Annotated in this window: 17 protein-coding genes and 2 pseudogenes; 13 read left to right on the top strand and 6 right to left on the bottom strand. The window is 49.3% G+C overall.

The window, feature by feature from the left end; translation table 11 throughout:
- Positions 1-29: 29 nt before the first annotated feature.
- The 8 genes and pseudogenes from KO473_RS14990 to KO473_RS14960 all read left to right on the top strand — a co-directional run bounded on the left by KO473_RS14990 (position 30) and on the right by KO473_RS14960 (position 8,870).
- The gene (locus tag KO473_RS14990; RefSeq protein ID WP_005780718.1) at positions 30-1,196 is read left to right on the top strand and encodes an MFS transporter; all 1,167 of its coding nucleotides are present in this window, start codon (positions 30-32) and stop codon (positions 1,194-1,196) included.
- Positions 1,197-1,368: 172 nt separating this feature from the next.
- Positions 1,369-2,259: a carbohydrate kinase gene (locus KO473_RS14985; protein ID WP_005780717.1), complete on the top strand. Its 891-nt coding sequence runs from the start codon at positions 1,369-1,371 to the stop codon at positions 2,257-2,259.
- Between the two features lie 256 nt (positions 2,260-2,515).
- A pseudogene (locus tag KO473_RS14980) lies at positions 2,516-4,384 on the top strand (substrate-binding domain-containing protein); the annotation flags it as partial.
- Positions 4,385-4,474: 90 nt separating this feature from the next.
- Positions 4,475-5,239: pseudogene (locus tag KO473_RS23800) on the top strand (response regulator); the annotation flags it as partial.
- Positions 5,240-5,269: 30 nt separating this feature from the next.
- The gene (locus KO473_RS14975) at positions 5,270-5,605 is read left to right on the top strand and encodes an MGMT family protein (protein WP_101603401.1); all 336 of its coding nucleotides are present in this window, start codon (positions 5,270-5,272) and stop codon (positions 5,603-5,605) included.
- 341 nt (positions 5,606-5,946) lie between these two features.
- Complete coding sequence (locus KO473_RS14970; RefSeq protein ID WP_101603400.1) at positions 5,947-7,173, top strand: glycine betaine/L-proline ABC transporter ATP-binding protein; 1,227 nt, start codon at positions 5,947-5,949, stop codon at positions 7,171-7,173.
- The gene (locus KO473_RS14965; protein WP_101603399.1) at positions 7,170-7,994 is read left to right on the top strand and encodes a proline/glycine betaine ABC transporter permease; all 825 of its coding nucleotides are present in this window, start codon (positions 7,170-7,172) and stop codon (positions 7,992-7,994) included. Before KO473_RS14970 ends, KO473_RS14965 begins: the two co-directional genes overlap by 4 nt.
- Positions 7,995-8,012: 18 nt before the next feature.
- Entirely contained in the window at positions 8,013-8,870 is an 858-nt protein-coding gene (locus tag KO473_RS14960) for a glycine betaine ABC transporter substrate-binding protein (protein WP_101603398.1), read from the top strand.
- A 41-nt stretch (positions 8,871-8,911) separates the two neighbouring features.
- Here KO473_RS14960 and KO473_RS14955 read toward each other — a convergent pair whose 3' ends face one another.
- The 4 genes from KO473_RS14955 to KO473_RS14940 form a co-directional block, all read right to left on the bottom strand.
- On the bottom strand, positions 8,912-9,415 hold the full coding sequence (locus tag KO473_RS14955) for an acetyltransferase (protein WP_032529962.1): 504 nt from the start codon (positions 9,413-9,415) through the stop codon (positions 8,912-8,914).
- Positions 9,416-9,616: 201 nt separating this feature from the next.
- Positions 9,617-13,171, bottom strand: a complete 3,555-nt coding sequence (nifJ, locus tag KO473_RS14950; RefSeq protein ID WP_005807720.1) for a pyruvate:ferredoxin (flavodoxin) oxidoreductase — start codon at positions 13,169-13,171, stop codon at positions 9,617-9,619.
- A gap of 36 nt (positions 13,172-13,207) precedes the next feature.
- Positions 13,208-13,768: a DUF4870 domain-containing protein gene (locus KO473_RS14945; RefSeq protein ID WP_122130185.1), complete on the bottom strand. Its 561-nt coding sequence runs from the start codon at positions 13,766-13,768 to the stop codon at positions 13,208-13,210.
- Between the two features lie 18 nt (positions 13,769-13,786).
- Complete coding sequence (locus tag KO473_RS14940) at positions 13,787-14,965, bottom strand: ATP-binding protein (protein ID WP_005780701.1); 1,179 nt, start codon at positions 14,963-14,965, stop codon at positions 13,787-13,789.
- Between the two features lie 775 nt (positions 14,966-15,740).
- Between KO473_RS14940 and KO473_RS14935 the strand changes: the two genes are divergently transcribed.
- Entirely contained in the window at positions 15,741-16,922 is a 1,182-nt protein-coding gene (locus tag KO473_RS14935) for a hypothetical protein (RefSeq protein WP_181996017.1), read from the top strand.
- A gap of 6 nt (positions 16,923-16,928) precedes the next feature.
- Here KO473_RS14935 and KO473_RS14930 read toward each other — a convergent pair whose 3' ends face one another.
- A complete protein-coding gene (locus KO473_RS14930) occupies positions 16,929-18,437 on the bottom strand; it encodes a glycoside hydrolase family 10 protein (protein ID WP_122130184.1) in 1,509 nt (502 codons plus the stop codon).
- Positions 18,438-18,693: 256 nt separating this feature from the next.
- Here KO473_RS14930 and KO473_RS14925 point away from each other — a divergent pair, with 256 nt between their 5' ends.
- Genes KO473_RS14925 through KO473_RS14915 form a run of 3 tightly spaced genes read left to right on the top strand, consistent with a single transcriptional unit; the run spans position 18,694 to position 20,861 of the window.
- Positions 18,694-20,103, top strand: coding sequence for a carbon starvation protein A (locus KO473_RS14925; protein WP_122130183.1), 1,410 nt, complete (start codon positions 18,694-18,696; stop codon positions 20,101-20,103).
- Between the two features lie 37 nt (positions 20,104-20,140).
- Positions 20,141-20,371: a hypothetical protein gene (locus tag KO473_RS14920; RefSeq protein ID WP_005780694.1), complete on the top strand. Its 231-nt coding sequence runs from the start codon at positions 20,141-20,143 to the stop codon at positions 20,369-20,371.
- Positions 20,372-20,378: 7 nt separating this feature from the next.
- On the top strand, positions 20,379-20,861 hold the full coding sequence (locus tag KO473_RS14915) for an outer membrane beta-barrel protein (RefSeq protein WP_005780691.1): 483 nt from the start codon (positions 20,379-20,381) through the stop codon (positions 20,859-20,861).
- 85 nt (positions 20,862-20,946) lie between these two features.
- On the opposite strand, the gene uvrA is transcribed toward KO473_RS14915, so the two are convergent.
- Positions 20,947-23,724 (bottom strand): excinuclease ABC subunit UvrA, encoded by a 2,778-nt coding sequence (uvrA, locus tag KO473_RS14910; protein WP_005780689.1) that lies wholly within the window; start codon positions 23,722-23,724, stop codon positions 20,947-20,949.
- Between the two features lie 169 nt (positions 23,725-23,893).
- Between uvrA and KO473_RS14905 the strand changes: the two genes are divergently transcribed.
- Complete coding sequence (locus KO473_RS14905; protein ID WP_005807709.1) at positions 23,894-25,402, top strand: glycoside hydrolase family 10 protein; 1,509 nt, start codon at positions 23,894-23,896, stop codon at positions 25,400-25,402.
- The last annotated feature ends 28 nt before the right edge of the window (positions 25,403-25,430 follow it).

Here is a 25,430-nt window from a genome sequence, read left to right as displayed (position 1 = left end):
TAAATCTGCTTTTTTTAAATTAACATATCATGGAAAATACCAAAAACAACTCTTACATGAAACTTATCCCGGTGATGCTCTGCTTCTTCGCCATGGGATTCGTAGACTTGGTGGGCATTGCCTCCAACTATGTGAAAGCAGATTTAGGACTGACGGATTCACAGGCAAATATCTTTCCGTCGCTCGTGTTCTTCTGGTTTCTGATCTTCTCGGTGCCTACGGGAATGCTGATGAACCGCATCGGGCGTAAAAAGACCGTGTTGCTTAGTCTGCTGATCACCTTTGCATCGTTGCTGCTGCCTGTCTTTGGCGACAGCTATCTGCTGATGTTGGTTTCTTTCTCGTTGCTCGGAATCGGCAACGCACTGATGCAGACATCACTCAATCCGCTGCTTTCCAACATCGTGAGCGGTGAACGCCTGGCAAGCACCCTTACTTTCGGGCAGTTCGTAAAGGCCATTGCCTCTTTCCTTGCCCCTTACATCGCTATGTGGGGAGCTACGCAGGCTATCCCTACCTTCGATTTAGGCTGGCGGGTACTGTTCCCCATCTACATGGTGGTGGCAGTCGCTGCCATCCTGATGCTCAATGCCACGCAGATCACCGAGGAGCCTGAAGAGGGTAAGCCCTCCACTTTCGGGCAGTGTCTGGCTTTGCTGGGCAAACCTTTCATCCTGCTCTCGTTTCTGGGCATTATGTGCCATGTCGGGATCGATGTCGGCACCAATACCACAGCACCGAAGATTTTGATGGAACGTCTGGGCATGACTCTGGCAGATGCCGGGTTTGCAACCAGTCTCTACTTCATCTTCCGTACGGCAGGTTGTTTTCTGGGGGCATTTGTTTTGCAGAAGATGGCAGCCAAAACCTTCTTCGCCATCAGCGTGTTGTGTATGCTGGCGGCTATGGCAGGGTTGTTTATTTTCCAGGATCAGACGATGATTTACGTTTGTATCGCCCTGATCGGGTTTGGAAATTCCAATGTATTTCCTATCATCTTCTCGCAGGCATTACTTTATATGCCGGGCAAGAAGAACGAGGTTTCCGGCCTGATGATTATGGGACTTTTCGGAGGAACCATCTTCCCGCTGGCAATGGGAGTGGCTTCGGATGCAGTGGGACAGAGCGGAGCCGTGGCCGTGATGACGGTCGGGGTACTCTATCTGATGTTCTATACATTGAGAATCAGAAAGTAATTTATTTAATAACCATAATGAAGCGGTAACCTTGAGGGTGTGTTATAATTCACCACAGAGTTTCACAGAGAGAACTTAATCTGTTGATAGCTAATGGATATTTATCTGTGTAATCTATGGTGAATACGAGTTCCGACACACCTTCCTGAGGTGAGGCTTCCCAATTCATGCCATGAACAATATAATCGTAGGAATGGGCGAAGCACTTTGGGATGTGCTGCCCGAAGGAAAGAAAATCGGGGGAGCCCCGGCTAATTTTGCTTATCATGTGTCGCAGTTTGGCTTTGACAGCCGTGTGGTCAGTGCGGTGGGAAATGACGAGCTGGGGGATGAAATTCTGGAAGTATTCCGGGAAAAACAGTTGAAGCACCAGCTTGAGCGGGTCAATTATCCGACAGGAACCGTGCAGGTGACTCTTGACGGTGAAGGAGTGCCGTGTTATGATATTAAGGAAGGCGTAGCATGGGACAATATCCCCTTCACGGACGATTTGAAGCGTTTGGCACTGAACACGCGGGCCGTATGTTTCGGTTCGCTGGCACAGCGCAACGAGGTGAGCCGCGCCACCATCAACCGTTTCCTCGACACCATGCCCGACATGGACGGACAGTTGAAAATATTCGATATCAATCTTCGCCAAAGTTTCTATACCAGGGAAGTGTTGCGCGAATCTTTCCTGAAGTGTAACGTGCTGAAGATTAACGATGAGGAGCTGGTTACCATCAGCCGTATGTTCGGCTATCCGGGCATCGACCTTCAGGATAAATGCTGGATTCTGTTGGCCAAGTACAACCTGAAGATGCTGATCCTGACATGCGGTACGAACGGTAGTTATGTATTTACCCCCGGTGCGGTCTCTTTCCAGGAAACCCCGAAAGTGCCGGTTGCCGATACCGTGGGGGCAGGTGACTCGTTCACGGCAGCTTTCTGCTCATCTGTTCTGAAAGGAAAGAGTATACCCGAGGCACACAAACTGGCAGTGGAAGTGTCGGCTTACGTGTGTACACAGAGCGGTGCGATGCCCGTACTACCGGATGCTCTGAGAAATCGTTTAGATGATTAATGTGTTGGTTTATATAGGGTTATTGATTGGTTGATAGAGTCGTGGGGATGTGTCATAACTCTTTTCACCACAGAGTATCACGGAGTATCACAGAGTCTTTTTAATAACCAACGATTTAAAATCATCTCTGTGTTACTCTGTGTCCTCTGTGGTGAGTTTTGACACACATCCGTCTTGGTTTTAAACCAATCGGATGGAAGATTTCGGGGGGAAATTGTTATATTTGCCTCCGGAACCTTTTATGTAATAACCAACCATGAAACGTGTACTTTTCTTACTTGGGCTGGTTTTGTCGGGACTGCTTGTCTCGTGTAGCCATGATGCTCCCCGGTACGTCATCGGCGTGTCGCAATGCAGCGATGATACCTGGCGGCATAAGATGAATGACGAGATACAGCGCGAAGCCTTATTTTACGGAGGCGTAGAGGTAGAGACGCGTACGGCGAATGACGACAGCCGGCGACAGATAGAAGATATACGTCACTTCATCCGGCAGAAGGTAGACTTGCTTATTGTGGCTGCCAACGAGGGAATGGCTCTCACTCCCGTTGTGGAGGAAGCTTTCGATAGAGGTATTCCGGTGATTATGGTGGATCGCAGGATACTTTCCGATAAATATACCGCATACATCGGAGCCGACAATTACGAGTTGGGCAAAGCCGTCGGCAATTACATAGCCCATCGCCTGAAGGGGCGTGGAAAAGTAGTCGAACTGAGCGGACTTGTCGGTTCCACTCCTGCCATCGAACGTCACCAAGGCTTTATGAGTGCCATCAGCCAGTATCCGGGCATCACCTTGCTTGCCCGGGAGGATGCGGGTTGGTTGAGGCAGCCTGCCGAAATAAAGATGGATTCTCTCTTGCAGTGTTTTCCGGAGATTGATGCCGTGTATGGGATGAACGACCGTATGGCCGCCGGTGCTTATCAGGCCGCCAGACGTCTGGGACGTGAGGAGGAGATGCTGTTTGTAGGTATCGATGCTCTGCCCGGCAAGGGTAACGGAGTGGAACTGGTACTGGACAGCGTGCTGGATGCTACCTTCATTTATCCCACCGAAGGAGACAAGGTGGTTCAGCTGGCGATGGATATTCTACAAAAGAAACCTTTTAAACGGGAGACAAAACTGAAGACAGCAGTAGTTGACGCGGTAAATGCGCACGTGATGGAATTGCAGACAGCCCATATCAGCGAGTTGGATGGAAAAATCGAGACGCTCAACAGCCGGGTAGGGACGTATCTTTCGCGGGTGGCCACGCAGCAGGTGGTGCTGTATGGGGGCTTTGTCATCCTGTTGTTGATCGTCGGATTGCTGATTGTCGTGTATAAATCTCTCCGTTCCAAGAATCGCCTGTACCGGGAACTTTCCCGCCAGAAGGAGCAACTGGAAGAGCAGAGAGACCAACTGATAGAACTTTCCCATCAACTGGAGGAAGCCACACATGCCAAACTGGTTTTCTTTACCAACATTTCACATGACTTCCGCACCCCTCTCACTCTGGTTGCCGATCCGGTGGAGCAGTTGTTGGCCGACCCGTCATTGGAGGGTGACCGGCGCAGGATGTTGTTGCTGGTGCAGCGCAACGTACAGATCCTGTTGCGTCTGGTCAATCAGATACTCGATTTTCGCAAATATGAGACGGGAAAGATGGAGTTTACCCCGGTCCCGCTCAATCTGTTGCAGTGCTTCGGAGAGTGGAACGATTCGTTTCAGGCAGCCGCCCGGCGGAAGCATATCCATTTTTCGTTCGACAGCATGCCCGGTGCCGATTACCACACTCTGGCGGATGCTGAGAAGATGGAGCGTATCTACTTCAATCTGTTGGGCAATGCGTTCAAGTTTACCCCCGAGAATGGTAAAGTCACTGTCCGGCTTTCGGCTTTGCAGAAAGAGGGCACTCCTTTCTTCCGTTTTACAGTCGCCAATACCGGGAGTCTGATTTCGGCAGAACATATCCGCAGCATCTTCGACCGTTTCTATAAGATCGACAGGCATCATACCGGTTCCGGTATCGGGCTGGCACTGGTAAAAGCGTTTGTCGAGATACATGGCGGAATCATCGAGGTGGAGAGCGACGAACGGCAGGGAACTGTCTTTATCGTCGATTTGCCGGTGCGGACATGCGAAGCGGAGACCGGCGTGGCATCTGCTCCGGTGGAGGCATCTGCTCCGGACCAGGTGGATAACCTGCTCCGGGAGGATGAAGCGGAGAACTTCAATGATCCGTCCAAACCTTCTGTACTTGTGATCGACGACAATGCTGACATCCGTGCTTATGTGCACACATTGCTCAATTCGGAGTACTCCGTCATCGAAGCTGCGGACGGGACCGAAGGAATCCGTAAAGCGATGAAGTATGTTCCCGATGTCATCATCTCCGATGTGATGATGCCGGGGATTGATGGTATCGAATGTTGTCGGCGGTTGAAGGGGGAATTGCAGACCTGCCACATTCCCGTGATCCTGCTGACAGCTTGTTCGCTTGACGAGCAGCGTATTCAGGGATATGCCGGTGGAGCCGATTCTTATATTTCCAAGCCTTTCAGTTCGCAGTTGCTGCTGACCCGTATCCGCAATCTGATTGAGTCACGACGGCGCATGAAGCAGTTCTTTGGCGACCGGCAGACATTGGCCAAAGAGGATATCTGCGATATGGATAAAGATTTTGTCGAACGGTTCAAGTCGCTGATTGAAGCAAAGATGGGTGATTCGGAATTGAATGTGGAAGATTTGGGCAAGGAGATGGGGCTGAGCCGTGTTCAGCTCTACCGGAAGATCAAGTCGCTCACCAATTTTGCGCCGAACGAACTGCTTCGCATGGCACGGCTTAAGAAAGCGGCTTCGCTGCTGGCCTCTTCGGACATGACGATAGCAGAGGTTGGATATGAAGTGGGTTTTACGTCACCTTCCTACTTTACGAAATGCTACAAAGAACAGTTCGGTGAAAGCCCGACGGAGTTTTTAAAAAGAAGCGGATTATAAAAGAACCTGCTGCATAAAAGCGATACACCCATGAAAGATTATAAAGAAAATAAATCTAATTTGTCCGAAACTTTTTGCAATGAAGTATACAGTGTCGTGCGTGAAATTCCTGCCGGTAGCGTTGTTACTTATGGTGATATTGCCGCTTTGCTCGAGATGCCGCAATATTCACGTATGGTGGGGCGTGCATTGAAGCAGGTACCTGCCGGTTTAAGCCTTCCTTGTCATCGGGTAGTCAATGCTATAGGACGATTGGTGCCCGGATGGGATGAACAACGGCAACTGTTGTCCGATGAAGGTGTTTCATTCCGAAAAAACGGTTGTGTCGACCTTAAACTTCACAGGTGGAAGAGCGACAGTATTTGAGTGGGGTGATGCCGGCTTTCTTGTGGCAGTTTATGTACATGCGGCGTGTTCATCGAAAATAATGTGATGAACTATTTGAACGCTCGGCTTGTTTATTTAATTGTCCGTACACACATCTTTGGGTAATACCTGTGTATGGATGTGAATTTGACTTTCGGGATATAGTAACTATCTGTTGACAGGAATCCTGTCTGTAATAACCGGGTTAAGAAATCATATTTGACCGGGGGAACAACACAACCGTTGTTTTCCGGTATCAACTTTTTTACTATAAAGAAGTGTTTGTTTTCGTGTGTGTAGGCCGCCCGGTCCGTTTTTTAATAATCTAAACCCTATTATGTATGAGTAAAATAACGATTAAAGACTTGTATCTCATTTTTGGCAACGACAAGCAGCATGCTTTGCGTATGTTGAAAGAAGGAAAGAGCAAGAGTGAGATCTTAAAGGAAACCGGATGCACGGTTGCCGTAAAAGATGCAAACCTCTCTGTCCGGGAGGGAGAGATATTTGTGATTATGGGACTTTCGGGGAGTGGGAAATCCACTTTGCTGCGTTGTATCAACCGATTGATAAAACCTACTTCCGGTGAGGTAATCATCAATGGAAGAGATATTTCGAATGTTACCGATAAAGAGCTGCTCCGTATTCGGAGAAAAGAACTGGCTATGGTGTTCCAGCATTTCGGACTGTTGCCCCATCGTTCGGTGTTGCATAACATAGCTTTCGGGCTGGAGCTGCAAGGAGTGAAAAAACAGGAACGTGAGCACAGAGCGATGGAAAGTATGCAGTTGGTGGGTTTGAAAGGTTACGAGAATCAGATGGTCGGCGAACTGTCCGGCGGGATGCAGCAACGCGTCGGGCTGGCCCGTGCTCTGGCCAACGATCCTGAAGTGCTGCTGATGGATGAAGCTTTTTCTGCCCTCGATCCTTTGATCCGTATACAAATGCAGGATGAATTGCTGACTTTACAGTCTAAAATGAAAAAGACCATTGTGTTTATTACTCACGATTTGAATGAAGCCATCAAGCTGGGCGACCGGATTGCCATCATGAAGGATGGGGAAGTGGTGCAGGTAGGTACTTCGGAGGAGATTCTGACAGAGCCGGCGAATGCTTATGTGGAACGCTTCGTGGAGAGTGTGGATCGTAGCAAGATCATTACTGCCTCTTCGGTGATGGTTGATAAACCCCTCGTGGCCCGGTTGAAGAAAGAAGGGCCGGAAGTTCTGATCCGTAAAATGTTCGAACATAATCTGACCGTGTTGCCTGTGGTAGATGCAAACAATGTGTTGGTGGGAGAGGTGCGTTTAAAGGATTTGCTCCGGTTGCGTAAAGAGCAGGTGAAGTCAATAGAGTCGGTCGTTCGCGAAGAAGTGCATTCGGTGCTGGGAGATACGATATTGGAAGACATCCTGCCGCTGATGACCAAAACCAATTCGCCTATCTGGGTAGTGAACGAAGGCCGTGAATTTCAGGGAGTCGTCCCCTTGTCATCGCTCATTTTCGAAGTGACCGGAAAGAACAAACAGGAAATCAATGAAATCATTCAAAATGCAATAGAATTATGATCAACATAGGACAATATATTGAAGAACTCATCAACTGGATGATGATACACTTCTCCGCTTTTTTCGATGCGCTGAATCTGGGCATCGGCAGTTTTATCAATGGGTTTCAGCATATCTTGTTTGGTATCCCCTTTTATCTGACCATTGCTGCAATGGTGTTGTTGGCATGGATGAAAGCCGGGCGCGGGGTGGCGGTTTTCACCCTTTTAGGGTTGCTGCTTATCTACGGTATGGGCTTTTGGGAGGCCACCATGCAGACATTGGCACTGGTGCTGTCATCTACCTGTCTCGCCCTTATCGTGGGGGGGCCCATCGGGGTGTGGACGGCAAACAGTAACCGTGCGGAGAAAGTGATACACCCCATACTGGACCTGATGCAGACCATGCCTGCCTTTGTCTACCTGATACCTGCCGTCCTGTTTTTCGGGCTGGGAGTGGTGCCGGGAGTGTTTGCCACCATCATCTTTGCAATGCCTCCGGTGATTCGGCTGACGGGACTTGGCATTCGCCAGGTACCGAAGAACGTGGTAGAGGCTTCGCGTTCGTTCGGGGCCACCCGGTGGCAGCTGCTTTATAAAGTGCAGTTGCCTCTGGCCTTGCCCACTATCCTGACCGGAGTGAACCAGACGATTATGATGTCTCTTTCTATGGTTGTCATTGCAGCTATGATTGCGGCAGGCGGCTTGGGCGAAATCGTTCTGAAGGGTATTACCCAGATGAAAATCGGTTTGGGCTTTGAAGGAGGTATAGCGGTTGTGATACTGGCAATTATTTTGGACCGGATTACCCAAGGGATGGTTCGTCGTAAGAACAAAAAATAGAAAGGAGAAAGAATCGATATGCGGAAATATAGGATAATAGGAAGTTTGTTGTTGTTACTGGCCGTGATGTGTACGGCCTGTAACCCGGATACCGGGAAAAAGAAGATAAGCATCGCCTATGCCAACTGGCTGGAGGGCATTGCCATGAGTCATCTGGCCAAAGTGGTGCTGGAAGAGCAGGGGTATGAGGTAGAACTGCTCAATGCGGATGTGGCCCCCATCTTCGCGTCGGTTTCGCGTCGGAAAGCGGATGTGTTTATGGATGCCTGGCTGCCTGTGACGATGAAAGACTACATGGGTCAGTATGGCGATCAGATCGAGTTTATCGGTGAGGTATATGACAGTGCAAGGGTCGGGTTGGTAGTGCCTCAGTACGTCAGTATCGACTCAATCGGAGAACTCGCTTCCCATAAAGGGCAATTCTCTTCTGAGATTGTCGGGATCGATGCCGGAGCGGGCATTATGAAAACTACGGATAAGGCTATTGCGGACTATGGGCTCAATGGATATAAGTTGCTTACTTCCAGTAGCTCTACCATGTTGGCTTCCTTGCAGAAAGCCATGGATAAAGAATCGTGGATCGTCATCACCGGATGGACACCGCATTGGATGTTCGACCGCTATCCCCTGAAGTTCCTGCATGATCCGAAAGGTACTTATGGGAATGTGGAATCTATCTATGTCGTCGGATGGAAAGGATTTACGGAGAAAGATCCTTTTGCGGCAAAGTTTTTCAGCAATATTAAATTCACTACAGAAGAGATCAGTTCGTTGATGAAAGCATTGAAAGATGCACGGATGGACGAAGAAGACCTTGTCCGAAAATGGCGTGATGAACACCGGGAACTGATAGAAAGCTGGATTCCTGAATCATAAGCGGTATATGTGTGTCCGGGAATCCAACTTCTGAGTTCTGTCTATCGGGTAACGGCGGTGCGTTGGTAGGCAAGCCGTTCCGTACCGTTCTTCACATAAATGATGCCACAATAGGTGAAACCGTTTTTCAAGAGAATGTTTTGGAGAACTTTATTGTCACGGTGAGTGTCTACACGCAGGTTCGGACAGTGGGACGAACACCATTCCAGGCATAAGTCCATCAATCCCTTTACCCGTCCGCCGGATGCGATGCGATGGATTACCCCGTAAGGGGCATCGTTGAGCCAAGCGCCGTCTTTGATAACTTTATAGTTGGGGTCCTCTCCCCGGATGAAGGTAAAGCAACCTTCCAACTCCCCGTTTTCATTTACAAATACATAACTGTCCCCGTTTTCGATGTCCTGCCGGATGTCGTCGGAAGCGGGGTATCCGTTGATCCACTGGTTGGCATTGCCATTGGCAGCCATAAAGCGGCGGGCACGTTCGTAGAATGGCATCACTTGGTCGAGTTCTTCAAGTCGGGTTGGTCGTATGGTTATGTTCATAATTATTCCGTTTGGGGGTCACCACAGATTACACGGATTAACACAGATTGATAATTTATCTCGTCAATATATCGAATTAAGAGTTCTGTGTTAATCTGTGTAATCTGTGGTGAAACCTATTCATTTCTATTTGGCAAAAAAGGGGAAAAGAACCTATTTTAGTCCCTTCCCCCTTTGAGAGTTATATTATCTGATCAAAGATCATTCAGCAACACCCCAAGCCTGGTTGGCCAGACGCTTGTAGTTGTTGTAACGCCACTTAGCGTTGTCCTCGGCAGCCTGGAACAGTTCTTCTGCTTCTGCAGGATACTGTTTCATAACCGATGCGTAACGAACTTCGCCTTTCAGGAAGCCTTTGAAGTCATCCCAGTTCGGTTCTTTGCTATCCAGCGTGAACGGATTCTTGCCTTCAGCCTCCAGCGCCGGGTTGTAACGCCACAAGTGCCAGTAACCGCACTTAACAGCCTTGTCTTCTTCTTCCTGGCTCTTACCCATACCGGCTTTCAGACCGTGGTTGATACACGGAGCGTAAGCGATGATGAGTGACGGTCCGGGATATGCTTCAGCTTCGCGGATAGCTTTCAGAGTCTGAGCCTGGTCAGCACCCATAGCGATCTGTGCAACATATACATAACCGTATGTAGTAGCCATCAGGCCGAGGTCTTTCTTACGTACGCGTTTACCGGAAGCGGCAAATTTAGCGATGGCGCCCACCGGAGTGGCTTTAGAAGACTGACCACCTGTGTTAGAGTAAACCTCTGTATCCAGAACCAGAATGTTAACGTCCTTACCCGAAGCGATAACGTGGTCGAGACCACCGTAACCGATATCGTAAGAAGCACCGTCACCACCGATGATCCACTGGCTGCGTTTAACCAAGTATTGAGTCAGACCTTTCAGTTCTTTGCTGATCGGGCAACCTGCCGCAATACCTTGTTCGATGATTGCTTCGATCTGCGGAGCCAGTTCTTTGGTCTTGTCTGCATCGTACATGTTTTCAATCCATGCTTTCAATACTTCCTTAGCTTCAGCCGGAGCATTGTCGGCTGCCAGGATTTCGTTGAATAACTTCACGATACGTGCACGCATCTTTTCGTTAGCCAGTTCCATACCCAGACCAAATTCGCAGAAGTCTTCAAACAGTGAGTTAGCCCAAGCCGGACCGTGTCCTTTTGCGTTTGTTGTATATGGAGTTGAAGGTACTGAACCTGAGTAGATAGAAGAACATCCGGTAGCGTTGGCAACCATTTCGCGATCACCGTACAACTGAGAAATCAGTTTCACATACGGAGTTTCACCGCAACCTGAGCAAGCTCCCGAGAATTCGAACAATGGAGTAGCGAACTGAGAGTTCTTCACGTTAGCCTTGATGTCTACCAAGTGTTGTTTGCTCTTCACGTTGTCTGCACAGTAAGTCCAGTTATCAGCCTGAGCCAACTGGCTTTCAAGGTGTTTCATAGTCAGAGCCTTGCCACCCTTCTTCGGGTTGCCCGGACAGATGTCGGCACAGTTACCGCAACCCAGACAGTCGAGAACGTCAACCTGGATACGGAATGTCATGCCGTCGAATGCTTTGCCTACAGCTTTCAGTTGTTCGAAGCTTGCACCTTTCTGCTCTTCTGCGTCGAGTACAAACGGACGGATAGAAGCGTGAGGACAAACGTAAGCACACTTGTTACACTGGATACAGTTTTCTGCGTTCCATTCCGGTACGAAAGCAGCTACACCGCGTTTTTCGTATTTCGAAGTACCTTGATACCAGGTTCCGTCTTCGATGCCCTTGAATGCAGATACAGGCAACAGGTCTCCGTCCTGAGCGTTGATCGGACGAACCACTTCGTTGATGAATGCCGGGTCGTTGTTTTCAACTTTAGCATCATCCGGCAGGTTAGCCCAAGCCGGGTCAACAGCCAAAGTCTTGTATTCGCCACCGCGGTCAACAGCTGCGTAGTTCTTGTTCACAACGTCTTCACCCTTCTTACCGTAAGATTTCACGATGAATTTCTTCATCTGTTCTACAGCCTGGTCTACGGGGATCACGCCTGTGATACGGAAGAAAGCAGACTGGAGGATGGTGTTGGTGCGGTTGCCCAAACCGATTTCCTGTGCAATCTGGGTTGCGTTGATATAATATACAGAGATGTTGTTCTGTGCAAAGTATTTCTTCACTTTGTTAGGCAGGTTCTTTGCCAGTTCTTCGCCTTCCCAGATGGTGTTCAGCAAGAACGAACCGTTCTTACGCAAACCACGGGTTACGTCATACATATGCAGGTAAGCCTGAACGTGGCAAGCCACAAAGTTCGGAGTGTTTACCAGATAAGTAGAACGGATAGGGTCGTCACCGAAGCGCAGGTGAGAGCAAGTGAAACCTCCTGACTTCTTAGAGTCATAAGAGAAGTAGGCCTGACAGTGTTTATCAGTGTTGTCACCGATAATCTTCACTGAGTTTTTGTTGGCACCTACCGTACCGTCAGCACCCAAACCGTAGAATTTAGCTTCGAACATGCTGTCGCCGCCCAAAGCGATTTCTGCTTCCTGAGGAAGAGATGTGAAAGTTACGTCGTCTACGATACCGATAGTAAAGTGGTTTTTCGGCATCGGCATAGCCAGATTCTTGAATACGGCGATGATCTGGGCAGGAGTAGTGTCTTTAGAACCCAGACCGTAACGACCACCTACGATAACCGGAGCATTTTCTGTGCCATAGAAGCAGTCTTTAACATCCAGATACAGAGGTTCGCCGTTAGCACCCGGTTCTTTTGTACGATCGAGTACTGCGATTGTTTTGGCAGTCTTAGGTACGGCAGCCATGAAATGTTTGGCAGAGAACGGACGGTACAGGTGAACTGCAACCAAACCTACTTTCTCGCCCTGGCTGGTCAGGTAGTCGATAGCTTCGCGGGCAGCTTCGGTTACAGAACCCATGGCGATGATTACGCGTTCTGCATCTTCGGCTCCGTAGTAGTCGAACAAACCGTATTTGCGTCCTGTGATCTTGGAAATCTCGTTCATGTATTCCTCAACGATGGCAGGAACAGCGTCATAGTAGTTGTTGCATGATTCGCGGTGCTGGAAGAAGTGGTCAGGGTTTTCGGCCATACCACGGGCAACCGGATTCATCGGGTTCAGCGCACGGGCACGGAATTCAGCAAGAGCTTCCTGGTCAACCAGCGGAGCGAGGTCCTCGTTTTCCAGCATTTCGATCTTCTGGATTTCGTGTGAAGTACGGAAACCGTCGAAGAAGTTCATGAAAGGAACGCGGGCTTTGATTGTGGCAAGGTGTGCAACACCGGCCAAGTCCATCACTTCCTGTACAGAGCCTTCAGCCAACATGGCGAAACCTGTCTGGCGTGCAGACATTACGTCCTGATGGTCACCGAAGATACACAGTGCGTGAGAAGCCAGTGTACGGGCCGATACGTGGAATACGCAAGGCAGGAACTCACCGGCAATCTTATACATGTTCGGGATCATCAAAAGAAGACCCTGAGAAGCAGTGTAAGTAGTAGTCAGTGCACCGGCCTGAAGAGAACCGTGAACAGCACCTGCCGCACCACCTTCAGATTGCATTTCCTGTACCAATACTGTTTCGCCGAAGATGTTCTTACGTCCTGCGGCAGCCCATTCGTCTACGTATTCAGCCATCGTAGAAGAAGGAGTGATGGGGTAAATGGCAGCTACTTCTGAAAACATATACGAGATATGCGCAGCAGCCTGGTTACCATCACATGTGATGAATTTCTTCTGTTTAGTCATAACTAAAAATAATATTTAAGTAAGTAATTTATTTGTTTATTTCAAAAACGGTATGGAAAGCGGATACTTCCATGTTTTTCCGTTCAGCCCTTTGATGCCTCCGATGATAGGGAACAGCAGACACAGGAAACAGCCTACTCCGAGTATCAGGAGAAGCAGAATTCCGGCTCCTCCGCCGAATATGCCCAAGAGGACCGCCAATGGAGAACTCTGGTCGTTTTCATAATTCATATCGCTTATGGATACTATGCCGCTGAACATGAATATGATGAAGAGTACCGTCAGCACGATGCCGTACAGAAACCAGCTGATGTACCAGTTCAGGATGTATTTACCTTGGCGGTTGACGGGTGCGGAACTTTCTTTGCCCATGATCCAAAGTACAATGGGGGCAATCCAGCCTACATACGGTATGAACATGGCGAAGTTCATCAGTGCCAGATAAGTATTTTCCGTCAGTCCCATGGGGAGTACGGTTGTGGGTTTACCCGCATCTTCTTCATCCAATATCTTTTTCTTTTCTTTTTCAAATTCTTCATCGTTCAACGCTCCGCTGTCGTGGAGGCGTTTCAGTTGTTCAAGCTTTTCGTAATCCATAATGACTGAGATTAGATGTTAATATAAAAAACCGAACATCCAGAGAGGTATCTGGTTGCCACGGCCAATTTCGGCCTTATGCAAAGCATACGTCACTCCGGGGTTGTTCTTGATCTTCGCCCCTTCGCAGCATATCTTGAAAGGCATCACTTCGTCTACCATGAACGAGGTGTTTTTGTCACCTTTGTGCACTTTATGGTCTTTCCACATCGTGTTTACAAAGAAAGTGTCCAGCACATCTTGTTCTTCCACCTTTACAGGGTAGATGGAATACATCAGATTGGGGTTGTGCAGCATAATCTTCGATGGTTTCTTGGGGAATTCTTCCCCTTTGGGATAGACCAGGTTGATCAGTCGTGCGTCGGCCAGATATTTGATGTAATTCATCACCGTGGCGCGTGATGTTTGTATGTCGCTTGCCAATTGGCTTACGTTTGGGGCCTTCGGCCCGTCTACAGCCAACAAATATAATAATTTTTTTATCTTTGAGAGATATTTCAGCTCAATTTGTTTAATAAGCAGGATATCTACTTCTACCATCATGTTCATGGTTTTGAGCAGATTCTCCGAGAAATTGCGTTTCTCAAGGAAGAAGGGGTAGAAACCGTGGTGGAGGTAGTCTTGAAAATAATCCAACGGGCGGACCTTTGAAAGTACTCCCTTGGCTATCTGTTCGTGGCTGCTTAATATCTCTTCGAGTGTATAATGGCGGAATTTCATGCCTGTTTGCAGGTTCAGAAATTCGCGGAACGAAAAGCCCCGGAGGTTGTAGCTCTTCACAATGTCGCGCAACTCCAGATTCTCTTCTTTGAGGCGCATGACGGATGAACCGGTGAATACAATTTTCAGATTGGGGAAACGGTCGTAGCACATACGCAATTCGCGGCTCCAGTCGGGATGCTTGAATACTTGGTCGATCAGCAATACCTTTCCGCCCCGTTTTTGGAATTCATTGGCGAAGTCGACGATACTGTGTCCGGAGAAATAGAAATTGTTCATGTTGATAAAGAGGCATGAACGGTCGGTTCCGAATTTCTCTTTGGCGTATTGAAGCAGGAAAGTGGTTTTTCCCACGCCACGTGTTCCTTTGATACCAATCAGTCGGTCACTCCAGTTTATTTCGTCCATTAAGTCGCGGCGGACCGGGGCATTGGTGTGCTCAACAAGGTAGGCATGTGTGCGGTAGAATGTTTCCATCTCTTTTCTTGGGTTTTTCGGGGGGCAAATATAAGCCTTTTTTTAGAAATTGCAAAGTAGAGATAGCAAAATTGTAGTTTCGTTTAGCAAGTTTATCTTTTGCTTCATTTTGTCAAAACGGTATTCCTAATAGGTGGTAGAGGCGTTATTTCGGGTCAACGGCAAGCTGCTTCTGAAAAAACGCAGCCAGTTCAATCGGGCAATTATGCTTTTGCTTGTCTACTTCAGTGTTTGCTTGCAAATATAAACATTGTTTTTTGTTTTCGGTAGTTTTTGCCGGTATTTGTTTGAAAAAGGGTTTCTTTTGTTAGTTTGAAATGCTTCGCTGGGAGAGAGGAAATAGAGTCGGGGAAGGGGAGAAGAGCCTTTGTTTGCGGATAATCAATCGTTGCTTTGGGGGGGGCAAAATTCTTTTCACCACAGATTACACAGATTATCACAGAATAAGAATATTGATGGTCAATAACTTAAAATTCACTCTATGTTACTCTGTGTCCTCTGTGTCCTCTGTGGTGAATTCCGACACACCCTCTGGGGATAGCAGAGCCTTTGCCCGGGAGTAAGTGAGCCTTTGCCCGGCAGAAAGTGACGGTTTATCCGGCTTTATGTGCGTTTTTGTGCATATATTTGCGGGAAACTTATCGGTTTTTCGGCCGGTTGCCTCTTTGTATCCCAAAGGCTTGTAAGTGAAAAACCGGAAATGGAAACAAAAGGACAGTAGACCATCCGTTTGACAAGATTAATGGCACTTCCTGTTTTTAAATGATTGATTGTAATGACAAACCTTCTTTACCTGTTTAATCCGGATCAGGATCTGGCTCTCGCCAGTGGTGAGACCAATTATATGGCGCCTGCTTCTGCCCGCAAGATGGCAGAAGAGTTGGCGCTGCTCCCGATATGGTTTGCGGACGGGGAGTGCAGTGTGCTTGCTCCGTCTGCTTATAACCAGCCTTTTCTGGAAGAGATGCTCCGGCTTTTTCCACTCCCTGTTTCCTTAAGGACTCAGGCAGAGGATTTTTCTGACGTTCGTTCGGTAATTCCCTGGGGATGGAATCCGGCACTCCGGAAGCGTTTGCTTTCGTTGGGGATATCCGATGCTGTTCTTCCTTCGGTGGGCGAGATGGAGCGGTTGCGCAACCTCTCCCATCGGTCGCAGGCTGTGAAGCTGTTGCCACATCTGCAAGTGGATGAAAGGTTTTGCGGAGAGTCTTTCTACCTGACGACTTTGTCCGATTGCCGTACATTTATAGAGGATCGGGAATGCTGTCTGCTCAAAGCGCCCTTGTCCGGAAGCGGTAAGGGACTGAACTGGTGTAAGGGAGAGTTCACTCCTCTTATAGAGCGCTGGTGTGCCCGGATCATAGACCGGGAGGGAGGCGTTGTTGGCGAACCTATATATAATAAGGTGGAAGATTTTGCGATGGAGTTCTGCTCCGATGGGGAGGGGAAGGTTCGTTTTGCCGGATATTCTTTGTTTCACACCAATGTCGGTGGAGCTTATGAAGGCAACTGTCTGCTGTCCGACGCGGAGATCGAACGGCGATTGTCGGCTTACGTGCCTGTGGATGCTTTGTTCCGGATTCAAAAGGAGTTGGAAAAAGAGTTGTCCGCCTCTTTAGGGAATGAATATGCCGGTTATCTGGGGGTGGATATGATGATTTGCCGGTCCGGGGCTCTTCCGGAGTTTCGCATCCATCCTTGTGTGGAAATCAATTTGCGCATGAATATGGGGCTTGTGTCCCGCCTGATATACGACCGTTATGTACAATCCGGGGCTTCGGGGGTGTTTCGTGTCTCTTATTATCCATCCGACGGGCAGGCATTGCAGGAACACAATGCGATGAAGACCGGGCACCCGCTGCATACGGAAGACGGCAGGGTGGTGAAGGGGTATCTGCCATTGGTCCCCGTCCTGAAGACGAGCCGTTACCGGGCATATATCCTTGTGGAGGACTGAGACGTGCTATCTGCATGCCTCACTTTCATTCCCGCAGCGGTCCACTGCCGTGACGGCAAAATATTTCCGGGCCATCCACGGACGGATGGGAGCATAGGTGTAGTGCGTGTCCCGCAGGTTTTGTACGAGAATGTTTTCCGGGTTCGTAATGTCCACCGGATAGGTGTCCGAAGCGTAAATTATGTACATCGGTGCATTCTGCCTGTCATTATCCGTGGCAGCTTTCCAGCTGAGCCGGGTATATCCGTCGCCGGTGGAAACTACATTTAGTTCCGACGGTGCGGTAGGAGCCGCGTTGTCGATCCACGGCATGGGCGGTTGCAGTGCCGGATATTGATAGAACTGCTCCCGGAGGATGTCGTATACTTCCTGGGTATTGTCCATCAGGTACTTTACCCGATAATGCGCTTCGCCTGCCAAGTGGTTGGCGCGGATGAAATGTATCTGGCGTTCCACTTCTTCGGAGGTCCAGTTACCCTCGTCGGGATGAAGGAAGTAGATTCCCAGCCCGGGCACGATGTGGCGTCCGTTGCTTTGCTCCTGCCAGTCGAGCGCAAAGGGGTAGAAGCCGTTGCCGCGGAAATACATCATCGGGTAGATCTGGTCTTGAATGCCTTCGCCCAGCCATCCCTGCGGATCCTGGTAAACGGTGAAAAAAGCATTCCAGCCTTTGGAGGAGTATCGTGAGGTGTCACGGTATTTTCCTACCGGGCAGGTGCTCACCTTCACCCAGGGCTTCATGGCTTTCACTCCGTTATAGATGTAACGCACAATGTCCGTCAGGTTGTCACGGCGCCATTGTGCCAGCGAACGTCCTTTACCGTAGCGGCGGAAGTCGTAACTGTCCGGGAAGCGGGGCGCGTTTTCGGGATAGCGGAGGTAGTCGAAGTGAACTCCGTCCACGTCGTAGCGGCTGACCACTTCACGTACCAACTTCATCAGATACTCTTTGGTGGCGGGATGTCCGGGGTTGAGGAAATATTCGTTTTTATAAGGTACGCAGATGTCCCGCTGGCGTTTGGTTACCGATTGTTTGCCGAGTGAGGCTACGTGTCTCTTGCCTCCAAGTGGGATGGTCACCATCCAGGCATGACACTCCATACCCCGTTTGTGGCACTCTTCGATGGCGAAGGCCAAAGGGTCGTATCCGGGATCGCCGCCGACCTTGCCGGTCAGTATGGAGTTAAAAGGTTCAATGTCCGAACGGTAGAGTACATCTCCACGGGTACGTGTCTGGAAAAGGACTGTATTGAAGTTGGCTTCTTTCAGGCGGTCGAGGATGTCGATCAGCTCCTCCTTCTGCCGCCGGATGCCTGCGGGAGTGGTTGCTTTGGTGCGTGGCCAGTCCAGTCCGTAGACGGCAGTGATCCAGGCAGCCCGTACCTCGTGTTTCGGGGAGGTCTGCGCATGGAGCGGAAGTAAGGAGAGGAGAAAAAGAAAGAGGAGGGATGTTCCTCTTCCGGCTCTCTTTTTCACTGAGAAAGAGTCGTTATGGCTTTTATAGATGGTATTCATAAATATAATGGTTTTGATGTTCACTACAGATTACACGGATTAACACAGATTGATAATTTATTTCATTGAGAATCCGGTTAAAGAATCCGTATCAATCCGTATTAATTCGTATTAATCTGTGTAATCTGCGGTGAAACGTCTTTTAAACTGCCTTCCGTGGTGAACAGAAGTCCGCAAAGTTAGCAAAACCCTTTGTAAAGTTGTGTAGTTTCGACAGATTATGTTACATTTGCGCTGATTAACAATTCAACACGCCATGATTACATTTACAATTTGCCTGCTGGCATTGGTTGCAGGCTACTTCATTTACGGACGATTGGTGGAGCGTGTCTTTGGCCCCGACGACCGAAAGACCCCGGCACTGACACATGCCGATGGAGTGGATTATATTCCCCTTCCTACTTGGAAAATCTTTATGATTCAATTTTTAAACATAGCCGGTCTCGGTCCCATCTTTGGCGCAATTATGGGGGCGAAGTTTGGTACCGCTTCCTATTTGTGGATTGTATTGGGAAGTATCTTTGCCGGTGCTACACACGATTATTTCGCTGGAATGCTCTCTCTGCGTAATGGTGGTGAGAGCTTGCCTGAAATTGTCGGCCGTTATCTGGGGATGACTACCAAGCAGGTGATGCGGGGTTTTACCGTTGTCCTGATGATTCTGGTAGGTGCGGTCTTTGTGGCGGGACCGGCAGGACTGCTGGCGAAGTTGACTCCCGACAGTCTCGACACTACTTTCTGGATCATTGTGGTGTTCATCTATTATATTCTTGCCACTCTGCTTCCGGTCGATAAAATCATCGGAAAGATATATCCCTTGTTCGCTGCAGCTTTGTTGTTTATGGCGGTGGGTATCCTGGTGATGCTTTATGTTTATCATCCGGTCATCCCGGAGTTGTGGGACGGCTTACAGAATACTAATCCGGATGCAGCAGCGTTACCCATTTTCCCGATTATGTTTGTCAGTATTGCCTGTGGAGCCATCTCCGGATTTCATGCTACCCAAAGCCCGCTGATGGCACGTTGCATGACTTCCGAGCGTCATGGACGTCCTGTCTTTTATGGTGCCATGATTACCGAGGGTATCGTGGCGCTGATCTGGGCTGCCGCCGCGACTTATTTTTATCGTGAACACGGTATGGAAGAGAACAATGCTTCTGTCATTGTAGACACCATAACGAAAGGTTGGCTCGGTGCGGTAGGTGGGGTGCTTGCCATTCTGGGAGTGATTGCGGCGCCTATTACGTCGGGCGACACCGCGTTTCGTTCGGCACGCCTGATCGTAGCCGATTTCCTGAAACTGGAACAAAAAAGCATTCGTCGCCGTTTGTATATTTGTGTGCCGATGTTCGTTGCCGCCATCGGGCTGTTGCTTTACAGTTTGCGTGATAAAGACGGGTTTGACATGATCTGGCGCTATTTTGCCTGGGCCAACCAGACCTTATCGGTCTTTACTCTCTGGGCCATCACAGTCTACTTGGCACGTACCCGCAAGTGGTATGGTTTGACATTGGTTCCCGCTCTGTTTATGACAGCTGTCTGTTCCACTTATATCTGCATCGCCCCCGAAGGATTAGGACTGTCACATTGGGTTTCGTATGTGGCAGGAGGTGTTTGTACACTGATTGGAGCCGTTTGGTTTATTGTTTGGAAAAAAGGGATTTGATACTCGTATAAAAAATAAACTCGATATTCGTATAAAGATGAAGAAAGTAAAAAAGTCAACCTGGGTTACTGTCGCCTTGCTGATCTATGTATCTGCAACAGCGGCTTATCTGCTACCTCGCAATCATGAGGTGAGCGACACGGAGAAATATCTCACCCTGGCTGCTTCGTATGTCATTGTTCTGGTTCTTTGGCTGGTGCTGAGAAAAAAAGAACAGATGCAGCAGCGCCGCCGGGAGGAAGAACATATGAATAACCTGAAAAAGTAGAAACGTTATGAAGAAATTAATGTGGATCGTATGTCTGCTTGTCGTTTCAGTGACGGCACAGGCACAGTTTGAGAAAGGAAAGTGGATTGTGAATCCCTCGGTGACGGGACTTGGACTTTCGTACAGCAAGTCTGAGAAAACCCAGTTCGGATTGCAGGCGCAAGGCGGTGCTTTCCTGGTGGACAATGTGGCGCTGATGCTCACGGCCGGAGCCAATTGGAGCAAACCGGAAGATAAATACACACTGGGCGTGGGTGGCAGATATTATTTCGATAAGTGCGGCATTTATCTGGGGGCCGGGTTGAAGATGAACCGCTATAACTGGAAAGTAGGAGACACGACCGACTTTGCCTTCGGTGCGGAGGCTGGCTATGCGTTTTTCCTGACACGGACTGTTACCATCGAACCGGCTGTCTATTATGATTTGAGTTTCAAAGACAGTGATTTGTCGAAGTTCGGACTGAAAGTAGGCTTCGGATTCTACTTCTGATTGTCGCATTTTAAAGGAGCCCCCGTTGGTTTTAAACCAACGGGGGCTCCTTTAAACCTATTTGAAGCTCTCTAATTAGCTTGAACTACAGTGTATTAAGCTTTTCTTGTAGGAACTGTCCCGTATAACTTGCCGCACAGGCAGCCACCTCTTCCGGTGTCCCGACTGCCACAATATTACCGCCTTTGTCTCCGCCCTCCGGTCCGAGGTCTATCACGTAATCGGCACATTTTATGACATCCATGTTGTGCTCGATGATCACGATGGAGTGTCCGCGACGGATCAGCGCATCAAATGCGTCGAGCAGCTTGCGTATATCGTGGAAGTGCAGTCCGGTGGTCGGTTCGTCGAAGATGAACAAAGTTGGATCCGCTTTCTCCTGACTCAGATAATAAGCCAGTTTCACGCGTTGGTTCTCTCCTCCCGAGAGGGTGGACGATGATTGTCCCAGCTTGATATATCCCAAACCGACATCCTGCAGGGGGATCAGCTTCTTTACGATCTTCTTTTGCCCGTGTTCCGTGAAGAACTCGATGGCTTGGTTGACCGTCATCTCCAGTACGTCATAAATGTTTTTATCTTGGAACTTCACTTCCAGCGTATCGGCTTTGAAGCGTTTGCCGTGGCATGATTCACACTCCAGCACCAGGTCGGCCATGAACTGCATCTCCACTGTGATGGTTCCGTCGCCTTTGCACTCTTCGCAGCGTCCGCCCTCGTTGTTAAAGCTGAAATAGCCTGCCGTATAGCCCATCTGCTTGGCCAGTGGCTGATCTGCCCAGAGCTTACGGATTTCGTCGTATGCTTTGATGTAGGTTACCGGATTCGAACGGGAGGACTTACCGATGGGGTTCTGATCGACAAACTCCACGTTGCGCAGGTTGCGCAGGTCGCCTCCGATGGATGCAAACTCACCCGGGCGTTCAGTGCATTCGTCCAGTTCACGCTTCAGCGCCCGGTAGAAGATGTCACGTACCAGTGTGCTCTTTCCCGATCCGCTGACCCCTGTTACGACGGTCATCACATTGAGTGGGAAGCGTACGTCTACTCCTTTCAGGTTGTTTTCGCGGGCACCTTTTATCTCGATATAGTTGTTCCACGGGCGGCGGTGTTCCGGTACGGGAATGTTTTCCTCGCCCAGCAGGTATTTCACAGTGTAACTGTTGCTGCCTTTCTGTAAATCTTTCATATCCCCCTGGTAGACTACCTGTCCGCCCAGCCGGCCGGCATTCGGGCCGATGTCGATGATGTAGTCCGCTGCACGTATGATCTCTTCGTCATGTTCCACCACCACTACCGTATTGCCCAACTGTTGGAGTTGGCGGAGTACGTGGATCAGGCGGTCCGTATCCCGGCTGTGAAGCCCGATACTGGGTTCGTCGAGGATGTAGAGACTGCCCACCAGACTGCTTCCCAGCGAAGTGGCCAGGTTGATGCGCTGGCTTTCGCCGCCCGAGAGCGAATTACTGAGCCGGTTCAGGGTGAGATACCCCAATCCCACATCGATCAGGAAACGGATGCGGCTGTTGATCTCTGTCAGGATGCGGCGTGCCACGGCTTGGTCGTGTTCGTTCAGTTCAAGCGAATCGAAGAACTTCTGCAATTCGGTGATGGGCAGGTCCACCAGTTCCGAGATGTTTTTTCCACCTACGCGCACGTATCCCGCTTCGGGTTTCAGGCGGGTACCGTGGCATTTCGGACAAAGCGTCTTTCCACGATAGCGTGCCAGCATCACACGATATTGAATTTTGTACTGGTTCTCTTCAAGCATCTTGAAAAAGTCGTTGATGCCGTGGAAATATTGGTTTCCTTCCCACAACACCCGGCGCTGTTCATCGGTCAGCTCGTAGTAAGGGGTGAAAATCGGGAAGTTGAATTTTTCTGCATTGTGAATCAGTTCTTCGCGCCATTCACCCATCTTCTCGCCCCGCCAGCAGACGATGGCTCCGTCGTAGACCGACAACGAACGGTTGGGCACTACCAGATGTTCGTCGATGCCGATTACCTTGCCGAATCCTTCGCATACCGGACAGGCACCGATCGGTGAGTTGAACGAAAACATCTGGTCGTTCGGTTCTTCAAATATGATGCCGTCGGCCTCGAACTTGGTGCTGAAGGTGTGAAGCCGGGTCGATCCGTCCGGTTGATAAAAGCGAAGCATACACATGCCATTGCCTTCGTACATGGCTGTTTCGGCCGAGTCGGTCAGGCGGCTGACGGCATCCTTGGTTGTTGCCACCGTCATTCGGTCGACGAGAAGGTAGACTACGTCGTCTTTGCCGGCAGCGTATTCGTCGATACGCACCATCTCACCGTTCACTTCAAGACGGTTGAAACCTTGTTTCTGGTCGATCTCCAATTGCTGTTCAAGTGTGCGTCCGTCGTGCAGGAAAATCTGCGTCAACACCGTGTAGCGGGTTCCTTCGGGATATGAGAGCATGCAGTTTACAATGTCCTCGATGGAGTGTTTTTTCACTTCTTCACCGCTGACAGGGCTGTAGGTTTTGCCCACACGGGCATAAAGCAGGCGCAGGTACTCGTAGATTTCGGTCGAAGTACCCACCGTGGAGCGCGGGTTGCGGCTGTTTACCTTCTGTTCGATGGCGATGGCAGGCGGAATCCCTTTGATAAAGTCACATTCCGGTTTGCTCATTCGGCCCAGGAACTGGCGGGCATAACTGCTGAGGCTTTCTACATAGCGGCGCTGTCCCTCGGCATAGAGGGTGTCGAAAGCAAGCGATGATTTTCCGGAACCGGAAAGGCCGGTTATCACCACCAGTTTATTGCGGGGAATGTTTACGTCAATATTCTTCAGATTGTTGACTCTGGCCCCCTTTATGGAGATGTATTTACTGTCAGTCATAAGCGTTTTCGTTACTTGGACTGCAAAGATAACGAGTCGGAAACGTTTAACCTAACAGAGAAAGGAACTTTTATCTTAAAAACACCTTGCGAATAGTGAATTGCTCGCTTAGCCGTTGCAAATGAGGAGCAAAATTGTATCTTTGCACCACATTTTTATGAAACCGATTATGAACCTGAGAAAATTGATTCTTCTTTTAGCTCTCTTCCTTGCAACAGGAGTGGGGGCACAAATCCAACAACAAAGCCCTTATCCGAAGAGAGAATTCCGCGGAGCGTGGATACAGGCAGTGAATGGTCAGTTCCGTGGCATACCTACCGAGAAGCTGAAACAGACACTCATTGATCAGCTCAACTCTTTGCAGGGAGCAGGTATCAATGCAATCATATTTCAGGTGCGCCCCGAAGCGGATGCCTTGTATGCTTCGCAATTGGAGCCGTGGAGCCGTTTCCTGACCGGTGTGCAGGGACAGGCGCCTTCGCCTTATTGGGACCCGATGCAGTTTATGATTGACGAATGCCATAAACGGGGAATGGAGTTCCATGCGTGGATCAACCCTTACCGGGTAAAGACATCGCTCAAGAGTGAACTGGCAGCCAATCACCTGTACAATATCCATCCTGAATGGTTTGTCACCTACAATAATCAATTGTATTTTGATCCGGCATTGCCCGAGAGCCGCCGTCACATCTGTATGGTGGTGGCAGACATTGTTTCGCGTTACGATGTGGATGCCATCCATATGGACGACTACTTTTATCCTTATCCGGCAAAGGGTGTCGACTTCCCCGATGATGCGAGCTTTGCCCGTTACGGCGGAGGATTCACCAACCGTGCCGACTGGCGCCGAAGCAACGTGAACATACTGATCCAGAAGATTCATGAAACCATCCGTGGCTTGAAACCCTGGGTGAAATTCGGTATCAGTCCGTTCGGTATTTACCGTAACGAGAAGAACGATCCGTTGGGTAGTAAAACAAATGGTTTGCAGAATTACGATGACCTGTATGCCGATGTATTGCTCTGGGCGCGTAATGGCTGGGTGGATTATAATATCCCGCAGATATACTGGCAGATAGGTCATCCCGCTGCCGATTATGAAACCTTGGTGAAGTGGTGGGCAAAGAATACGGAGAACCGTCCTTTGTTCATCGGCCAATCCGTAATGAATACGGTTCAGAATGCCGATCCGAAAAATCCGTCCATCAATCAGTTGCCTCGCAAGATGGCTCTGGAAAGAGCTTATCAGACTATCGGCGGAAGTTGCCAATGGCCGGCAAGCGCTGTGGTGGAAAATGCCGGGAAGTATCGGGACGCACTTGTGCAAGAGTATCATAAGTATCCTGCTCTGGTTCCTGTCTTCGATTTTATGGACGATAAGGCTCCGGGCAAGGTGCGTAAAGTGAAAAAAGTGTGGACGGAAGATGGCTATATGCTTTTCTGGACTGCTCCGAAAGCAAAAGACGAGATGGACCGTGCCGTGCAATATGTGGTTTACCGTTTTGATGGAAAAGAGAAAGTGAACATTGATGACGCTTCGCATATCGTTGCCATTACCCGAAACAATTTCTATAAACTTCCCTACGATGACGGAAAGACCAAATACCGTTATGTTGTGACAGCACTCGACCGCTTGCACAATGAATCGAAATCGGTAAGTAAGAAGGTGAAATTATAAAGTAGTTCACCACAGAGTAACACAGAGC

This window comes from Bacteroides sp. HF-4919 (assembly GCF_018860125.1).
This window is presented reverse-complemented; position numbering and strand designations above follow the sequence as displayed.